Genomic DNA, 16,899 nt, shown 5'->3' with positions numbered 1-16,899 from the left:
GCACCCCAACATGAGCGCCGCGCCCCACTCGATCATGCGACGGCGACGCAACCGCAGTATCTCGCGCCGCCGCCATGGCAGCAGATTGAAGCCGACTCGCGCACTCGCCGTCCCCCTGCAAATTGGCCTCATTCGCTCACCCCGCGCAACGCAAGGCCGAATGCGACCGCGCACGACGGATCATGCGCGAGGAGCATGGGAAGCGGCCGCTCGGAATCGGCGAGCGCAGCGCACTCGAACGGCAAGACCGGGCAGCCGAGTACCTCGCCAATATCCGCAAGCGTGAACTGCACGCCGCGCAACATGCCGATGTCGCCCGCCACGAGCGCGCAGCTCGCCGGCTCGCCCTGCGTGAGATCGCGCAACGCTTCGACAAGATCCGCGTGCTCCAGCGCGGGAAAGCGCATCTCGCGCACGATCGCGTCGTCGACCATGGCCCAGCCGCGTATGCCCTCCGCGCCGATCCATAGCGCCAGATACCGTTCGTGCGGCTGCAACTCGAACCCGGCTGCATAGCGCATCGCACGCAATGCCGCGTGCGCTTCGTCGTCCACTGCGGACAACGCGATGCCGGCCATGGCCGCGCATTCGATGCGTGCTTCCAGATGCGCACGCGCCGCCGCGGCGATCGTCACTTGCGTTCCGCCTTCGATCTCGCGAGCCGACGCGCTGCCCGGCGGCATCACGTGCCAGTCGACCGCAAGTTCGTGCCGCTCGACGCCCGCCATGCGCTCGGCTTGCGCCAGCACGAGCGGTTCGAGTTCGGCATGGATTTGCGAAGCGTCGACGCCGCTCGCAGCCGGTGAGAGCCGCGCGAGCGGCATCGTGGCCACGAGCGTCGCGCTCGCCGGCAGCGCCATCGCACAGCGCATCGGCACGCCCGCGCACTGGCGCGGCAACTCGCCGAACACACCGCGCAGCGCCTCGACCACCGCAGCCCGGTCGACGATCTCGACGCCTGCCATCGCCTCGCGCGGCAACGGCGCGCTGGCGAGACACTCGAGGCGCACCGGCGCCGCGCCGAACAGACGCCGGCTCAGCACCGCCAGCGTGACTCCGCGCGCCGCCACGTCGATACCTGCTGCAAAACGGCGTGCACCCAACAAAACCGGCTTCATGAGGCCCATCGCAATCCCTCTTTTGCGTTGCACGCCACGAACCATTCGAAAGCGTGCGGTAAGGAACATTGTGCGAATCGGCGGCACGCACGAATACTCGTCCGAACGGCCAAACCTCGGTTTGCGTCCTGTTCACACGCGAAAGCGGCGTCTACAGTGCAGATATGTGCTCGTCGCGTCCCGCACCGCCTGCGTAAGCATTTAGAAAGATTACCAGCCGGACAGCTATAATCGCGGGACTGTTTTTTCGGTGCCGGTATGCAAGAAACCTCGTCTTCGTCGTCCACGCCACCGCCGCCAAAGCGTCGGCGCCCATGGTGGGCGAAGCTGTTCATCGGCTTTGCCGGGTTGAGCGTGGCGGGCGCCGTCTGTGTCGCGCTGGTGGCCGGTTACGCGCTGATCTTCGCTCTCCCCAGGCTGCCGTCGCTCGACGCACTCACCGATTACCGGCCCAAGGTTCCCCTGCGCATCTACACGCGCGACCACGTGTTGATCGGCGAATTCGGCGAAGAGCGGCGCGACGTCGTCCACATTCAGGATGTGCCGGACAATCTTAAAAAGGCCGTGCTCGCGATCGAGGACGCCCGCTTCTACGATCACGGCGGCGTGGACCTCGCCGGTATTGCACGGGCGGGTTTTGTCGCGCTCACCAACGGGCGCGCCACGCAGGGCGCGAGCACGATCACGATGCAGGTCGCGCGCAATTTTTTCCTGACGAGTGAGAAGACCTACACGCGCAAGATCTACGAGATGCTGCTGGCCTACAAGATCGAGACGAAGCTCTCGAAGGACCAGATCCTCGAGGTCTACATGAACCAGATCTACCTCGGGCAGCGCGCGTACGGCTTCGCGAGCGCGGCGCGCATCTATTTCGGCAAGAATCTGAAGGACCTCTCGCTCGCCGAGTGCGCGATGCTCGCCGGCCTGCCAAAAGCGCCGTCCGCCTACAACCCGGTGGTGAATCCGCGGCGCGCGAAGGTGCGCCAGAACTACATCCTCCAGCGCATGCTCGAACTGCACTACATCACGCAGGCGCAGTACGACGAGGCGGTGAGGCAGCCGCTCGTCGTGAAGGGCACGAGCAAGGAATTCAGCGTCCACGCGGAATATGTCGCCGAAATGGTCCGGCAGCTGATGTACACGCAGTATCGCGAAGAGGCCTACACGCGCGGACTGAACGTCGTCACCACCATCGACTCAGCCGATCAGGACGTCGCGTACCGCGCGCTGCGCAAGGGCCTGCTCGATTACGAGCGGCGCCACGGCTATCGCGGGCCCGAAGCGTTCATCGAGCTGCCCGCCGATGCGGGCGAGCGCGAGCAGGCCATCGAGGACGCCCTGCTCGATCACCCGGACAACGGCGAGCTCGTCGCGGCGGTCGTGACTGCCGCGAGCCCGAAAGAGGTGCAGGTCACGTTCATCGACGGCAACGTCGCCAGGCTTCACGGCGACGGCCTGCGCTTTGCGCAGTTCGCGCTCGGTCCGCGTGCGTCGGCTCGGCAGCGCATCCGGCCAGGCGCGATCATTCGCGTGGCGCACAACAGCAACGAGAGCGACTCGGGCGAATGGTCGATCACGCAGTTGCCGCAGATCGAAGGGGCATTCGTCTCGGTGGTGCCGCAGAACGGGGCAATCCGCGCACTCGTCGGCGGCTTCGACTTCAACAAGAACAAGTTCAACCACGTCACCCAGGCGTGGCGTCAGCCGGGGTCGAGCTTCAAGCCGTTCGTCTATTCGGCGTCGCTCGACAAGGGGCTCGGTCCAGCCACCGTCATCAACGACGCGCCGCTCTACTTCAGTGCGGCGGAAACAGGCGGCCAGGCGTGGGAGCCGAAGAACTATGGCGGCGGCTTCGACGGTCCGATGACCATGCGCACCGCGCTTCAGAAGTCGAGAAACCTCGTGTCGATCCGTATCCTCAGCCACATCGGCACGAAGTACGCGCAGCAGTACATCACGCATTTCGGCTTCGACGCAGATCGTCATCCCGCCTATCTGCCGATGGCGCTCGGCGCCGGTCTGGTCACGCCGCTGCAGATGGCGGCGGGCTATTCCGTCTTTGCCAATGGCGGCTATCGCATCAATCCGTATCTGATCGCCGAAGTCACGGACCAGCGCGGCATCGTGATCGCGCAGGCGCAGCCGATCATCGCCGAGCAGAACGCGCCGCGCGCGATCGACCCGCGCAATGCGTACATCATGAACAGTCTGCTGACGAGCGTCGCGCAGCACGGCACGGGCGCGAAATCGAACGTCCTCAAGCGCACCGACCTCGCCGGCAAGACCGGCACGACGAACGATTCGCGCGACACGTGGTTCGCCGGCTACCAGCACACGCTCACGGCCATCGCCTGGCTCGGCTACGACAATCCGCGCAGCCTCGGCGACAAGGAAACAGGCGGCGGCCTCGCACTGCCGGTCTGGATCGACTACATGGCCCGCGCACTCAAGGGCGTGCCGACTTACCAGATGCCGATGCCGGAAGGCGTCGTCACGCTAGGCGACGAGTTGTATTACGCCGATGTCACGCCGGGGCACGGGTTCGTGTCGACAGTGGGGATCAGTCAGGCCACGCTCGATACGACGGCAAGCGGCGTGCCGGGCGAAGCCGCAGCCGCAGATGCAGCCGCGGCGCCCGAACCCGAGCATGTCAATGCGCAGGAGAAAGAGGACATCATGAAGCTGTTTCGCGGGCACTGACTTGAGATTCGAGGCGCAAAATCCGCGACTCGAAGCCCGCCTGCCCCGGGGCACCGGTCGGGTGCCACTCACGGCCAGTCAGTGTCGGTCAGGGCGGATCAGGGTGTAAAGCGAACCGGCTCGCCCGCCTGCTCGGTCGCGTAGGCCGAGAGCGCCGAAAAGAACTCCGAGTCCGAGCGCGTGTCGCGCCATTCGCCGTCCCGGAAGCGGTAGTGAAAACCACCGGCTTTGGCTGCGATCCAGATCTCGCTCATCGGCGGTTGCAGATTGACGATGATCTTGGTCCGGTTGTGGAATTCAAGCGTCAGAACATTGCCGCTGCGTTCGAGTTCGATATCGGCATCGGCCTCGTCGACGGCACGCTCCACCGCCGCCAGCACGGCTTCCGCCCGGCTCAGGTAGTCACTGTCGGTCATGCTAAACTCCACCGGTTATTCATTCAGGAACAATTATGCGTGTCATTTTCAGGATGCGCGCAGCGGCGCCTGGCGTTGCAACGCGCGGCGCAATTTTAGCTGTTTCAGCGGTTTTTGCTGCCGTTGCCCTTACCGGCTGTGGGCAGCGCGGCCCGCTCTACCTGCCCACCGTTCCGCCGCTTCCGGCCAAGCCCAATTTCGAGACGCAAGACACCGGACGAGCTGCGCCCGCCGCAGCAACGGGTGCATCCGGCGCGGAGGCCGAATCGATTCCCGACACGTCGGGCAATCCGCTCACGCTGTCTCCCGATACCGAACTCGGCGCGACGCCGTCCACGCCGGCAAGTCCGCCTGCGCCTGCCAGCGCCACGCCAACCGAATAAGATGCCCGTATGACCCAGCCCGCTTTTCACCGCATCGACGGCACGCTCTACGTCGAAGACGTTCGCGCCAGCGATCTCGCCGAGCAGTTCGGCACGCCACTCTACGTGTACTCGCGCGCGGCGCTCACCGCCACATGGCACGCCTACGCCGACGCATGCGCCGGCCGGCGCGCCTCGGTCCACGTCGCGGTCAAGGCGAACAGCAACCTCGCGGTGCTCAATCTGTTCGCGCGTCTCGGCGCGGGCTTCGACATCGTTTCGGGCGGCGAACTCGCCCGCGTACTGGCTGCGGGCGGCAAAGCCGAGAACGTGGTGTTCTCGGGCGTCGGCAAGACCGCCGACGAAATGCGCGTCGCGCTCGAAGCGGGCGTGAAGTGCTTCAACGTCGAATCGATTCCCGAACTCGACCGCCTGAACGCCGTGGCGGGCGCGCTCGGCAAGCAAGCGCCGGTTTCGCTGCGCGTGAACCCGGATGTCGATCCGAAAACGCACCCCTACATTTCCACGGGGCTGAAGGCGAACAAGTTCGGCGTTGCGTTCGAAGACGCGCGCGCCGCCTATCGCGCCGCCGCGGCGATGCCGCATCTCGCGGTGGTCGGCATCGACTGCCACATCGGCTCGCAGATCACCGAAATCGAGCCGTATCTCGACGCCATCGAAAAGCTGCTCGAACTCGTCGACCAGATCGAATCGGATGGCGTGAAGATTCATCATATCGACGTCGGTGGCGGCCTCGGCATCCGTTACGACGACGAGACGCCGCCCGAGATCGGCGCGTTCGTGCGGACGGTGCTCGATCGCATCGACGCGCATGGCGGCCAGCGCGAAGTCTTCTTCGAACCGGGCCGCTCGCTCGTGGGCAATGCGGGCCTGCTGCTCACGCGCGTCGAGTTCCTGAAACCGGGTGCGGAAAAGAACTTCGCCATTGTCGACGCCGCGATGAACGACCTCGCGCGCCCCGCGATGTACGACGCGTATCACGCGATCGAACCGGTGGCCGAGCGCAGCACGCCCGCGCAGACCTATGACGTGGTCGGTCCTGTGTGCGAGAGCGGCGACTGGCTTGGCCGCGCGCGCACGCTTGCGATCGAACCGGGCGACCTGCTCGCGATCCGCTCGGCGGGCGCGTATGGCTTCGCGATGAGTTCGAACTACAACACGCGTCCGCGTGCGGCCGAGCTGATGGTCGACGGCTCGCGCATTCACGTCGCGCGTGCGCGAGAGACGGTCGCGCAACTCTTTGCGGGTGAAAACCTGCTGCCGGATTAAGGCTCGCGCACGCAGACGCTGCCGCAAGTATCGGTACAACGCGCGGTACAACGCAGCACAGCGCGGTACAACACGGCACAGCGCCAAAACAAAGGCGACGCTTCTTTCGAAGCGTCGCCTTTTTCATTACCCCGCCAGCGGCAAGTTCTACGTCGTGCGCCCGCCAGCACGCAACTGATAGCGCGCCAGCAACCAGGCACCGATCCGCCAGCCGAGCAGCACGATCATGATCGCCGCATAGAGCTTGGGCAGCGCGAGGTCGTGCTTGCCGGCCTTCATCCACCAGAAGTGCAGTATCGCGAGCACGCCGATCGCATAGATCAGGCGGTGCAGCGTCTGCCAGCGCCGCCCAAGCCGCCGCGCCATCGCGCGCGGCGAGGTCGCGGCAAGCGGAAGAAGCAGCACGAACGCCGTGAAGCCGACGGTGATGAACGGCCGCTTGCCGACATCCTTGAAAATCTCCACGAGGTCGAACCACTTGTCGAACCAGATATACGTGACAAAGTGCAGCGACACGTAGAAGAACGCATAGAGGCCGAGCATGCGGCGAAAGCGGATCAGCGTCGGCCATCCGGTCAGCTTGCGCAGCGGCGTGACGGCCAGCGTGATGCACAGGAACACGAGCGTCCAGAGCCCGGTCGAGCGGGTAATGAACTCGATCGGATTCGCACCGAGCCGCCCGGTCACGCCGAAAAGCACGAGGCGCGCGAGCGGATACCACGCGGCCACGAAGACGACGATCTTCGCCCAGCCAAGCCAGCGCGGCCCAGTTACGGCAGCCGTCGCGGCGTCGCGCTTCATCGCGGCGCGCGTAATTACGCCTGAACTCGCGCTCGAACTCGCGGGGCGCGGCACGACGCCGGAAGTCGTCGTCGTTTCCATCGGTTGCTCCATCGCGGCCTCGCGCCCTAGAAGTTCCTGCGCAGATCCATGCCCTGGTACATCGACGCGACCAGCTCGCCGTAACCATTGAACATCAGCGTCTTGCGCTTGGGCGTGAAAAAGCCGTCCTCGCCGATGCGCCGCTCCGTCGCCTGGCTCCAGCGCGGGTGGTCGACGCTCGGGTTCACGTTCGAGTAGAAGCCGTATTCGTTCGGCGCGTAGGTGTTCCAGCTGGTCTTTGGCTGCGCCTCGACGAAGCGGATCTTGACAAGCGACTTGGCGCTCTTGAAGCCGTATTTCCAGGGCACGACCACGCGCACGGGCGCACCGTTCTGGTTCGGCAGCACCTGCCCGTAGACGCCGACCGTGAGCAGCGTCAGCGGATTCATCGCCTCGTCCATGCGCAAACCTTCGGAGTACGGCCAATCGAGGATCGGATCGGCGAGACCGGGCATCTGCGAAGGATCGTTGAGCGTGACGAACTGCACGTAGCGCGCGTTGCCGGTGGGCTGCGCGCGGCGGATCAGTTCGGAAAGCGGCACGCCGATCCACGGAATGACCATCGACCAGCCCTCCACGCAGCGGTGCCGGTACACGCGCTCTTCGAGCGGTGCGAGCTTGAGGATCTCGTCGATGTCATAGACCTTCGGATTCTTCACCTCACCCTCGACGCTCACCCGCCACGGACGCGGCCGCAGCGTGTGCGCATGCTCGGAGGGATCGCTCTTGTCGGTGCCGAACTCGTAGAAGTTGTTGTACGTGGTGATGTCCTTGAACGGCGTCACCTTGTCGAGCGCGACGAACTTCGTGTCGGTTTTCGCGGCGAGTTTCAGCGCCTTCGGATCCGGCGACGCATATTCGGCGAACGCATTCTGCGCGCCGAACGTGCCCGCCACGCCGCCGAGCGCCATCGCCCCGGCCGCCTGCAGTACGCGCCGGCGCTGTTCGAAGATCCGCTGGGGGGTGATTTCGCTTGCGGCGATGTCGTCGCCGTTGAGGATGATCCTGCTGCTGCGCCTCGTCCACATGATGCCGCTCCGATCAGAACAGAAGTTGGACCTGCACCCGCCGCACTGCGTTCATACAACAAAAACGGTGGCAAAAGTGGCGACAGCGGCGGTGAATTCAGGTCCTCACCGGAACAAACACACGCGGTACCCGAATCTTCCCCGCCAGACGAAAAAAAACCGCCGGTGCAAAGCATCCGACGGTTAGTTCGTCCCGAGGGCCGCGAAAGTTACAGCTTGCCGTAACTATGCAGCCCCGAAAGGAACATGTTCACGCCAAGGAACGCGAAGCTCGTCACGAGCAGGCCCGTGAGCGCCCACCAGGCGGCCACGCCGCCGCGCAGCCCCTTCATGAGCCGCATGTGCAGCCAGGCCGCGTAGTTGAGCCAGACGATCAACGCCCAGGTTTCCTTCGGGTCCCAGCTCCAGTAGCCGCCCCAGGCCTGCGCGGCCCACAGCGCGCCGAGGATCGTCGCGATCGTGAAGAACGCAAAGCCGACGGCGATCGACTTGTACATGACGTCGTCGAGCACATCGAGCGTGGGCAGGCGGTCCGCCAGCATGCCGCGTTCCTTCAGGATGTACGCGACGCCGACCATCGCCGACAGCGCAAAGCTGCCATAACCGATGAAGTTGGCCGGGACGTGGATCTTCATCCACCAGCTCTGCAGCGCGGGCACGAGCGGCTCGATCTGCTGGGCGTCGCGCGAGACGGAGTACCACATGAGGAAGCCGACCGCCGCGCTGATCACCAGCAGCACGAACGCGCCGAGCGCGCGCGTGTTGTAGTGCTTTTCGTAATACAGATAGAAGAGCGCCGTGATCAGGCAGAACAGCACGAAGACTTCGTAGAGGTTCGAGACGGGAATGTGGCCGACGTCCGCGCCGATCAGGTACGACTCGTACCAGCGCACCATCAATCCGGTGAAGCCCATCAGCACCGCCACCCACGTGAGCCGCATGCCGATTGCACCGCCCGTCTCCGAGCGCGCGAGCAGTCCGACCCAGTAGAAGAACGTCGCGAAGACGAACAGCGCGCTCATCCACAGAATGGCCGACTGGCTCGACAGCAGGTACTTGAGGAAGAACGTGGATTCGGCGCGCGCGAGGTTGCCCTGATAGATCTGGATCGCGCCGATCGACAGCACCGCGATCGAGGCCATCAGCAGACGCGACGGCTTCCAGCGCCAGCCGAGCACGACAAGCGCCGGCACAGTGCAGCCCAGCACCAGCTTGTCGTAGTAATGCATGTACGCGTGGTAATGCGAGAACGCGAAGACCCCGCCAGCCACGAGCGCGAGCGCGAACACCCAGTCCACCAGCGTCAGTCGGCGCAGGAACGGGCGTTCGTCGAAGAGCGCGTATTGAAGGGAATCGTGCGCATTCGCAGCGTTGCGCACAGTGTCCGCATTCGACGCACGGCTGGCACGCCGTGCGTTCGCGGAAGGGGAAACCTGACTCAAATCCATGAAGCGTTCCGCTATTAATCGTGAGTAACCGTGGACCGTGACGCCTGGTCCGACCCGCTTTCGCCGTCCCGTCCGCCTTCCATGCCATCGTGGCCTGCCGGTGGGGATCCCAGTGCGCGGCCTACCGCGTCACGGGTACGGGCGAACTCCTTTTCGAAGTCGAGGGTCCGGCGTGCGGTCGACATCGCCATGGTCACACTCACGCCGCGACCGTTGTTGTCCCCGCTATTGTCCCCGTTGGTGTCCTTAAGCCAGAACCACATCCGTCGCTCGCGCACGTAGAACATGCAGAAGATGCCGGTCACGAGCAACAAGCTGCCAAGATACACGACTTTCTTGCCCGGTGCGCGAGTCAACTGGAATACCGACGCCTGCACCTGCCTGAAGGAATCGAGCTGGAGCAAAACCGGCGCACCGTAGAAGAAGCTGTCCGAAACCGCGTTGATCGAATCCTGCACGAAGCGCCCGGACGTGGCGTCGGGCTTGAGATCCGGCTCGCCTGCGCGCTCGCGCGCGAGCTGCCAGAGATCCCACGTCAGGCCGTTCAGCATGCGCAGCATCGTGTCCGCCGCCTTTTCCTGCTGATCCTTCGGCACCGACTTGTCGATGAGCGCCGCCACCGCCTGGAAGCCGCCCGCGTCCTCCGGCCTGGCGGGGTTCACGCCCGGTTGGCCATTGCCCGCAAACAGGGTCAGCACACGCAGCGAGCTTTCTTCCAGACGCTGTTCCAGTTCCTTGTTCGCATTGGGAACCGCACGTGCGGCAAAACGCTGCGCCGCTTGCTCGCGCAACGCGGGATCCGCGAAGGCCGCGCGCAGCAGCATCCACTCCTTGATCGTGCCGCCGCTGTCGGCCGGAATGCGCAGGTAACGGAACGGTTCCTCCGGAGTCGTGCGCACGCCCGCGAGGAACACGCGCGAACCGGCGACCTCGACGGGCATCATGTAGCTGTCGTACTCGCGCGCCTGGCCATCCTTGTCGCGCACCTTGTACTGCACCGAAGGCCCGATGTTCTGCAGATCGGTCGGCTTCGAGGACTTCGCACCCGAGCCGAGGCGCTCGTCGAAAGCCTGCTTGATCGACGTGTGCGCGACACCGCGTGCGTCATTCGCGCCGTTGGCGTTCGTCATGTTCTCGACGTTGATCGCGCGAAAATCGGCGAATTCGATGCTCTGCCCGTTCATGCCCGGCACCGTGTCGCCCGCCGGGGCGAGCAACGGCGCCGAATAGCCGATCGTGCCGCCGAACGGGAAGCTCTTGGCGCTCGCGCCGGACATCGGCCACGCGGTCATCTGCATGTGCGAGCCGCCGTCCTGGAAGCTCGACTGGTAGATCGACACGCCGTCGTACTCGAACGGTGCGTTCACCTCGACGCGCGCCGGCGTGCGCTTGCCCGTCTTGTGGTCGATCACGACGATGTCGCTCGCGAACAGCTTCGGCATGCCGGTCGAGTAGTAATCGACGCGGAACTTGTTCAGCTGGATCGAGAAAGGCAGATCCTGGACCAGCATCCCGTTGGGCTGATTGAGGATAGCCGTCGAAACGTTCTGGCCTTCGGGCACCCACGCATTGCCGCGGAAGGTCGGATTCGACGCCGAAAGTCGATGCTCGGGCGCGATGTCCTTGATGACGGCGTCGGTGCGGATCGGCGTCTTGTTGAAGAGCCACATCTGGAATTTGATCGGCAGATTGCTGTCGAGCAGCCCGCCGAGGCAGATCACCACGATCGCGAGGTGAGCGAAGATATAGCCGACCTTCGTGAGCGCGCCGCGCTTGGCGGCGATGAGCGTCGCGCCCTCCGTCTCGCGCGTGACGAACCGGTAGCCGAGGCGCTGCGTGAGCTTGCCGAGCGTCGCGGCCGTCTGCGCGCGCGTGGCGCCCTCGTGCACGAATTCGCCCTTGTGGTGGAACGCGTGCAGGCTGGCTTCGCGGACCTTGTCCTTCCAGCTCCTCGCGTCGGCGATCATCTTCGGCGCGTTGCGAATCACGCAGAGCGAGATCGACACGACGAGAAAACCGAGGATCGTCATGAACCACCAGGCGCTGTAGACCGTATAGAGGCTCAGCGACCGGAAGACGTCGGCCCAGAACGGGCCGAACTGGTTCACGTAATTGGGATACGGATCGTCCTGGGTGAGGACGGTGCCGATGACGCTCGCAATCGCAAGCACGACTAGCAGCGCGATGGCAAAACGCATCGAACTGAGCAGTTCGATGGCGTTCCTGAACGCCTTCTGGCGCACGTTCGACTGCAGACCCGACGGGGTGACGCTCATTCCAACTCCACATCAAACGGCAACTCGATCGTCACCGGACAGCAAAAAGGGGGCTGCGCCGCAACACCGGCGGCGCCCTCCCCCTTCTTATTCTTCGACCGGCTGGCGCACCCGCTGTGCGCCACGCCTATTCAGTGCAGACCGGCGGCGTAATCGGCCACGGCCTTGATTTCATCGTCCGACATGCGGCGCGCAATCTGCCGCATCGGCTCGCTGTTGTTGCGCGTGCCTTGCTGGAACGCGTTGAGCTGCGCCGCGACATAGTCCGCCCACTGGCCCGACAGACGCGGATACTGAACCGGAATGCCCTGACCGGTCGGCCCATGACACGCCGCACAGGCCGGAACGCCCTTCTCCGCAATGCCGCCGCGCCAGATGCGCTGACCAAGCGGCACAGTCTTCGCGTCGCGCGCGTAACCGGGCTTGGTTGTCTGCGAGGCGAACCAGGCAGCAACGTCGATTGCATCCTGATCCGACAGCGTCGCAGCGAGGCCGCTCATGATCGGATTACTACGTGCGGGCGGCTTGCCGCCCTGCGATTTGAAGTCCGCGAGCTGCTTGACGAGATAGTCGGCATGCTGGCCAGCGAGCTTCGGATACGTGGCCGCCGGACTATTGCCGTCTGCGGCGTGACAGGCCACGCACACCTGCGCCGCAATGGCCTGGCCGTGCGCTGCGTTCGCCGCATTCGGCTTGGCCGCATCGGCCAGCGCCGACGCCGACATCATCGAGAGACCTGCCGCAAAACCTGCCACCGCCCAAAATTCGTGCACCTTCAAGGACTTACACAGTCGATTCATTCGCGCACCTTGTTTCGTCTTGTGGGAATAAGGTTCTGCAAAGTACGTCAGAGACCGAACTGCCCCCGAACTGCCCCGAAAGGTCCGCGCAGGCCTCACAGGTATTCAGTAAATCGTCCCATTGTACAATAGCGCGGTGGACGCAACCGCGCCAGTCGGGCCTCCTCCCGATATCCTGAATTCCTTCCCGGCCGCCTCCGGGCCTGCGGCAAAGCCGCCAAGTTGTCTCATATTGTGGTTTTCCAGATGGCCTTCCTGCTGCACCAAGCCCGCTTTTTCACGACGGTAAACCATCTGCGCGATCTGCCCGCCACGGCGCGGCCGGAAATTGCGTTTGCCGGCCGCTCGAACGCCGGCAAATCCACGGCGATCAACCTGCTGTGCAACCAGAAACGGCTCGCATTCGCGTCGAAGACGCCGGGGCGCACCCAGCACATCAACTATTTTGCGGTCGGCCCGGCCGACGCTCCCACGGGCTATGTCGTCGACCTGCCCGGCTACGGATATGCGGAAGTGCCGGAGGCCTCGAAGGCGCACTGGGAAGCGCTGCTGTCCCAGTATCTGCAGTCGCGCGCGCAGTTGCGCGGCCTGATCCTGATGATGGACGCGCGCCGTCCGCTGACCGACCTCGACTGCCGCATGATCGAGTGGTTTGCGCCGACGGGCCGGCCGATCCACGCACTGCTGACCAAATGCGACAAATTGACTCGACAGGAGTCTGTGCTCGCGCTGCGTGCGACGAAAAAGGCGTTCGACGAATACCGTCAGCAGGGCTTCGAAGGCGAATTGAGCGCGCAACTTTTCTCGGCGCTCAAGCGCGTCGGGCTGGAAGAGGCGAACACGCAGATCGAAAACTGGCTCGTACCGCCCGCCGACCAGGGCGACGCGGGCGGAGCCGCTGAAAGCCCCGTGAAATAAAGTGGTTGCCGCATGCGGGCAGAGAGCACCGCATGCGACTCGCCTCTCGCGTCCTTTTTGGGGACATCACGGCGAAGATCCGGCCGATTCACGTTGTCGCACATTGGCGGGCGTCGCAGTCCGTTTCAGGCGGACATAAAAAAACCCGCCGTTAGTGCCGGCGGGTTAAACAGCCTTATCGAAAAACGACAGGCACCCGCTCAGGGAGGAGAAGCGGGGAGTCCGGCGCAGGGCGCCTCGCTCGATCGGTATGATATACCATTGTCCTGAAAAGTTTCCGGGGCCGCCGGGAACCCACTTCGACTCAGAAAATCCGCCGACATGAGCTTCTATCCGCATCATCGTCCGCGCCGCATGCGCCGTGACGACTTCTCGCGCCGCCTGATGCGCGAAAACATCCTGACCACGAACGATCTGATCTACCCGGTGTTCGTCGTCGCCGGCAACAACGTGCGCGAAGCCGTGCCGTCGATGCCGGGCGTCGAACGCATCTCGGTCGATCTGTTGATGGGCGTCGCCGAGCAATGCGTCGAACTCGGCGTGCCGGTGCTGTCGCTGTTCCCGGCTGTCGATCCGTCGCTCAAGACGCCCGACGGCATCGAGGCCACCAACCCCGAAGGCACGATTCCGAACGCCGTGCGCGAACTGAAGAAGCGCTTCCCGGAGCTGGGCGTGCTGTGCGACGTCGCACTCGATCCGTACACGAGCCACGGCCAGGACGGCGTGCTCGACGAGAATGGTTACGTGATCAACGATGTGACGGTCGAGATCCTCGTCGCGCAGGCGCGCACGCAGGTCGAGGCGGGCTGCGATATCGTCGCGCCGTCGGACATGATGGACGGCCGCATCGGCGCCATCCGCGAGATGCTGGAAAGCGAGAACCACGTCCACGCGAAGATCATGGCGTATTCGGCCAAGTATGCTTCAGCGTTCTACGGCCCGTTCCGCGATGCGGTGCAATCGGCATCGAATCTGGGCAAGAGCAACAAGATGACTTACCAGATGGATCCGGCCAACAGCGACGAAGCGCTGCGCGAAGTGCGCCTCGACATCGAGGAAGGCGCCGACATGGTGATGGTGAAGCCGGGCATGCCGTATCTCGACATCGTGCGCCGCGTGAAGGACGAATTCCGCTTCCCGACGTACGTGTATCAGGTGAGCGGCGAATACGCGATGCTCAAGGCCGCCGCGCAAAACGGCTGGCTCGATCACGACAAGGTGATGATGGAATCGCTGCTCGCGTTCAAGCGCGCAGGCGCGGACGGCATTCTCACGTACTTCGCGCTCGACGCTGCGCGTCTGTTGCGCGAGCAGAAGTAAGTCGCGCGGCGCCCCGGTTCACCGGAGCGCAGCTGCTGTAAAAAAGGCACGTCCGATCGACGTGCCTTTTTCGTATCCGCTCGCTGCGTGTTTTACGACTGCGGCACAGGCGGCGCCATCCGCGCGGCCACCTGATCCAGTCGCGCGAGGAAACGGTCCGCAGGCTCGTAACCCACGACGCGCAACACTTCGTGCCCCTTCGCATCGAAGAAGATGATGCCCGGCGGCCCGAACAGGCCAAAGCGCTTGAGCAGCGCCTGATCGTCCTGATTGTTCGCCGTCACATCTGCGCGCATCAGGCCGAGTTGCTTCAGACGCGCCGCGACGCGCGGGTCGCTGAACGTGAACTTCTCCAACTCCTTGCAGCTCACGCACCAGTCGGCGTAGAAATCGAGCATCGACGGCCTGCCCGCCGTCCCGAGCGCGGCATCGAGCTGCGCGGGCGAGGCCACACTGGCGAACGGCAGCGTGTTCGCATCCGGTGCGCCTGCCGTCGTGGACGCCGTGGCGCTCGCACCACCCGCGCGCATGGCGAGCACGCCGAGCGGGCGCAGCGGATCAGTCGAACCCGCCGCCAGGCCGACCAGCAACGTCGCCGCCCAGATCGCGAACGCGGCGCCGACGCCGCGTCCGAGCCGGCGCCAGACGGTCGCGCTTCCGGCATTCGGCGTGAACAGCCCGAGCGCCGCGGCGGCAAGCAGCAGCCAGAGTGCGGCGAGCAGCATCTTCGTGGTTGCGCCGAGCACCGGCCACACGATCCACAGCGCAGCTGCAAGCAGCACCACGCCGAAGAACACCTTCACGCCGTCCATCCAGCCGCCCGCGCGCGGCAGCAGCGTACCCGCGCCGAAGCCGATGATCATGAGCGGCACGCCAAGGCCGATGCCCATGGCGAAAAGCGCGGCGCCGCCGAGCACGGCGTTGCCCGTATGGGCGATGAACGCGAGCACGGCGAAGAGCGGCGCGGTCATGCACGCGCCCACGACGAGTGCGGAGAGCGCACCCATCGCGGCGACGGCGGCGAACTTGCCGCCCGAGCGCCCCTGCGAGGCGCGCGATGCGCCGTCCTGCCAGCGCTGCGGCAAGGCGATGTCGTAACCGGCGATCAGCGTGAGCGCGAATGCGGTGAGCAGCACGGCGAACGCGCCGAGCACCCACGGGTTTTGCAGCCACGCGCCAAGGGCCTGGCCGACCATCGCCGCGGCAATGCCCAGCACCGTATAAACGAGCGCCATGCCGAGCACGTAGGTGAACGAGAGCGCGAAACCGCGCGCGCGCGTCACGCGTGCGCCTTCGCCAACGATGATCGCCGAGAGGATCGGGATCATCGGATACGAACACGGCAGGAGGCTCATCACCATCCCGGCGAGGAAATACAGGCCCACCACGGCGAAGAAGCGGCCGCCCTGGAGCAGCGACTGCGCGTAATCGGCGCTGGTCGCGCGCACGTACCACGGTTCGTCGTTACCGGATGCATTGTCTGATGCATTGCTTTGTGTATCCGGCGAGTCCGTGGCGGACTGCGCGGCATTGGCCGCCGTCCCGGCTCCGGCCGATTGCAGCGCCGCACCGCTCACATGGAAGACATGCACGGCAGGCGGATAGCAGATGCCAGCGTCCGCGCAGCCTTGCGACGTCACCGCGAGATCGAACGGCCCGCTCGCGTCCTTCACCGGCACGCGGATCGTCAGTTGGCCCCGGTAAATCTCCAGGTTCTTCTGGAAGGTCGGATCGAACTTGATGTGACCCGCGGGCATTTCGGGCGTGCCGAGCGTCGCCGTGCCGCCGCGCGTCGCGAACACGAAGTGCTCGCGATACAGGTAGTAGCCATCGGCGACCTTAAAGTGAACGTCAACGCCGCCCGGCTGCTCGGAGGCGCTGAAACCAAACGCCTGATCGGGTTCGAGCAGGTCGCCGTCGGCATGGGCGAGCGGCGTAAACGCGAGGAGCGAGAGCAGCGCGACGAGGAAGGAGAACCCGGCGCGCAGGCGCCGTTCGAAGCGGTTAAACATGAATGGGACGCTGAGTTTCGGCATTGATCCACTGCCCGTAAGCGTTCGACGCCGTGACCTGCCACGAAAGGATTTCGGGCGTGTCGTACGGGTGCTGTGCCTGGATGAACTCTTCGAGCTCGGCCGCACGGGCGACGCTCGTCTTGAAGAGCAACTGAATTTCGTCGGCGGACTCGACTTTGCCCTGCCAGTGATACTGCGATTGAACTGCGCCGAGACGCGTGACGCATGCCGCCAGACGCTGCGCGAGCGCCTGCGCGGCCAGCCGGTCGGCGGTCGCGGTGTCGGGCACCGTCGTCAGCATCAGGGTCGCATTGAGGGTCACGGCG

Annotated in this window: 14 protein-coding genes; 5 read left to right on the top strand and 9 right to left on the bottom strand. The window is 64.8% G+C overall.

Features of this window, described 5'->3' with window-relative positions; all coding sequences use genetic code 11:
- Positions 1-128: 128 nt before the first annotated feature.
- Entirely contained in the window at positions 129-1,127 is a 999-nt protein-coding gene (pilM, locus tag ACFPTO_RS21255; protein ID WP_377714534.1) for a type IV pilus biogenesis protein PilM, read from the bottom strand.
- Between the two features lie 249 nt (positions 1,128-1,376).
- Between pilM and ACFPTO_RS21250 the strand changes: the two genes are divergently transcribed.
- The gene (locus tag ACFPTO_RS21250) at positions 1,377-3,818 is read left to right on the top strand and encodes a penicillin-binding protein 1A (protein WP_377714439.1); all 2,442 of its coding nucleotides are present in this window, start codon (positions 1,377-1,379) and stop codon (positions 3,816-3,818) included.
- A 98-nt stretch (positions 3,819-3,916) separates the two neighbouring features.
- Here the strand turns inward: ACFPTO_RS21250 and cyaY are convergent, their stop codons facing one another.
- Positions 3,917-4,234: an iron donor protein CyaY gene (gene cyaY / locus ACFPTO_RS21245; RefSeq protein ID WP_293033882.1), complete on the bottom strand. Its 318-nt coding sequence runs from the start codon at positions 4,232-4,234 to the stop codon at positions 3,917-3,919.
- Between the two features lie 35 nt (positions 4,235-4,269).
- On the opposite strand from cyaY, the gene lptM reads away from it, so the two are divergent.
- Together lptM and lysA are read left to right on the top strand one after the other, a co-directional pair.
- Positions 4,270-4,617 (top strand): LPS translocon maturation chaperone LptM, encoded by a 348-nt coding sequence (gene lptM / locus ACFPTO_RS21240; RefSeq protein ID WP_377714437.1) that lies wholly within the window; start codon positions 4,270-4,272, stop codon positions 4,615-4,617.
- Between the two features lie 9 nt (positions 4,618-4,626).
- Positions 4,627-5,886, top strand: a complete 1,260-nt coding sequence (gene lysA, locus ACFPTO_RS21235; protein ID WP_377714435.1) for a diaminopimelate decarboxylase — start codon at positions 4,627-4,629, stop codon at positions 5,884-5,886.
- Positions 5,887-6,033: 147 nt separating this feature from the next.
- Here lysA and msrQ read toward each other — a convergent pair whose 3' ends face one another.
- From msrQ to ACFPTO_RS21210, 5 genes are all read right to left on the bottom strand, one after another.
- Positions 6,034-6,780, bottom strand: a complete 747-nt coding sequence (gene msrQ / locus ACFPTO_RS21230; protein ID WP_377714433.1) for a protein-methionine-sulfoxide reductase heme-binding subunit MsrQ — start codon at positions 6,778-6,780, stop codon at positions 6,034-6,036.
- Between the two features lie 14 nt (positions 6,781-6,794).
- Complete coding sequence (gene msrP / locus ACFPTO_RS21225; RefSeq protein WP_377714431.1) at positions 6,795-7,796, bottom strand: protein-methionine-sulfoxide reductase catalytic subunit MsrP; 1,002 nt, start codon at positions 7,794-7,796, stop codon at positions 6,795-6,797.
- Positions 7,797-8,005: 209 nt separating this feature from the next.
- Positions 8,006-9,244 carry a c-type cytochrome biogenesis protein CcsB gene (gene ccsB / locus ACFPTO_RS21220; RefSeq protein WP_377714429.1) on the bottom strand — a complete coding sequence of 413 codons (1,239 nt, stop codon included), beginning with the start codon at positions 9,242-9,244 and terminating at the stop codon, positions 8,006-8,008.
- Positions 9,245-9,258: 14 nt separating this feature from the next.
- Complete coding sequence (locus tag ACFPTO_RS21215; protein WP_377714427.1) at positions 9,259-11,520, bottom strand: cytochrome c biogenesis protein ResB; 2,262 nt, start codon at positions 11,518-11,520, stop codon at positions 9,259-9,261.
- A 131-nt stretch (positions 11,521-11,651) separates the two neighbouring features.
- Positions 11,652-12,320 (bottom strand): c-type cytochrome, encoded by a 669-nt coding sequence (locus ACFPTO_RS21210; protein WP_377714425.1) that lies wholly within the window; start codon positions 12,318-12,320, stop codon positions 11,652-11,654.
- Between the two features lie 246 nt (positions 12,321-12,566).
- On the opposite strand from ACFPTO_RS21210, the gene yihA reads away from it, so the two are divergent.
- Both yihA and hemB read left to right on the top strand, forming a co-directional pair.
- Positions 12,567-13,238 carry a ribosome biogenesis GTP-binding protein YihA/YsxC gene (gene yihA / locus ACFPTO_RS21205; RefSeq protein WP_377714423.1) on the top strand — a complete coding sequence of 224 codons (672 nt, stop codon included), beginning with the start codon at positions 12,567-12,569 and terminating at the stop codon, positions 13,236-13,238.
- Positions 13,239-13,559: 321 nt separating this feature from the next.
- Complete coding sequence (hemB, locus tag ACFPTO_RS21200) at positions 13,560-14,558, top strand: porphobilinogen synthase (protein ID WP_377714422.1); 999 nt, start codon at positions 13,560-13,562, stop codon at positions 14,556-14,558.
- 92 nt (positions 14,559-14,650) lie between these two features.
- On the opposite strand, the gene dsbD is transcribed toward hemB, so the two are convergent.
- Both dsbD and cutA read right to left on the bottom strand, forming a co-directional pair.
- The gene (gene dsbD / locus ACFPTO_RS21195) at positions 14,651-16,570 is read right to left on the bottom strand and encodes a protein-disulfide reductase DsbD (protein ID WP_377714532.1); all 1,920 of its coding nucleotides are present in this window, start codon (positions 16,568-16,570) and stop codon (positions 14,651-14,653) included.
- Complete coding sequence (cutA, locus tag ACFPTO_RS21190; RefSeq protein ID WP_377714530.1) at positions 16,563-16,874, bottom strand: divalent-cation tolerance protein CutA; 312 nt, start codon at positions 16,872-16,874, stop codon at positions 16,563-16,565. The genes dsbD and cutA overlap by 8 nt, the downstream gene beginning before the upstream one ends.
- Between the last annotated feature and the right edge of the window lie 25 nt (positions 16,875-16,899).

This window comes from Paraburkholderia denitrificans (assembly GCF_042655705.1).
In the GTDB taxonomy this organism is placed as follows: domain Bacteria; phylum Pseudomonadota; class Gammaproteobacteria; order Burkholderiales; family Burkholderiaceae; genus Paraburkholderia; species Paraburkholderia denitrificans.
This window is presented reverse-complemented; position numbering and strand designations above follow the sequence as displayed.

Excerpts from the sequence above, each read along its gene's own strand:
- msrQ (WP_377714433.1), bottom strand. The coding sequence starts at position 6,780 with ATGGAGCAACCGATGGAAACGACGACGACTTCCGGCGTCGTGCCGCGC.
- cutA (WP_377714530.1), bottom strand. The coding sequence starts at position 16,874 with ATGCTGACGACGGTGCCCGACACCGCGACCGCCGACCGGCTGGCCGCG.
- cyaY (WP_293033882.1), bottom strand. The coding sequence starts at position 4,234 with ATGACCGACAGTGACTACCTGAGCCGGGCGGAAGCCGTGCTGGCGGCG.
- msrP (WP_377714431.1), bottom strand. The coding sequence starts at position 7,796 with ATGTGGACGAGGCGCAGCAGCAGGATCATCCTCAACGGCGACGACATC.
- yihA (WP_377714423.1), top strand. The coding sequence starts at position 12,567 with ATGGCCTTCCTGCTGCACCAAGCCCGCTTTTTCACGACGGTAAACCAT.
- dsbD (WP_377714532.1), bottom strand. The coding sequence starts at position 16,570 with ATGTTTAACCGCTTCGAACGGCGCCTGCGCGCCGGGTTCTCCTTCCTC.
- ccsB (WP_377714429.1), bottom strand. The coding sequence starts at position 9,244 with ATGGATTTGAGTCAGGTTTCCCCTTCCGCGAACGCACGGCGTGCCAGC.
- hemB (WP_377714422.1), top strand. The coding sequence starts at position 13,560 with ATGAGCTTCTATCCGCATCATCGTCCGCGCCGCATGCGCCGTGACGAC.
- lysA (WP_377714435.1), top strand. The coding sequence starts at position 4,627 with ATGACCCAGCCCGCTTTTCACCGCATCGACGGCACGCTCTACGTCGAA.
- ACFPTO_RS21215 (WP_377714427.1), bottom strand. The coding sequence starts at position 11,520 with ATGAGCGTCACCCCGTCGGGTCTGCAGTCGAACGTGCGCCAGAAGGCG.
- ACFPTO_RS21210 (WP_377714425.1), bottom strand. The coding sequence starts at position 12,320 with ATGAATCGACTGTGTAAGTCCTTGAAGGTGCACGAATTTTGGGCGGTG.
- ACFPTO_RS21250 (WP_377714439.1), top strand. The coding sequence starts at position 1,377 with ATGCAAGAAACCTCGTCTTCGTCGTCCACGCCACCGCCGCCAAAGCGT.
- lptM (WP_377714437.1), top strand. The coding sequence starts at position 4,270 with ATGCGTGTCATTTTCAGGATGCGCGCAGCGGCGCCTGGCGTTGCAACG.
- pilM (WP_377714534.1), bottom strand. The coding sequence starts at position 1,127 with ATGGGCCTCATGAAGCCGGTTTTGTTGGGTGCACGCCGTTTTGCAGCA.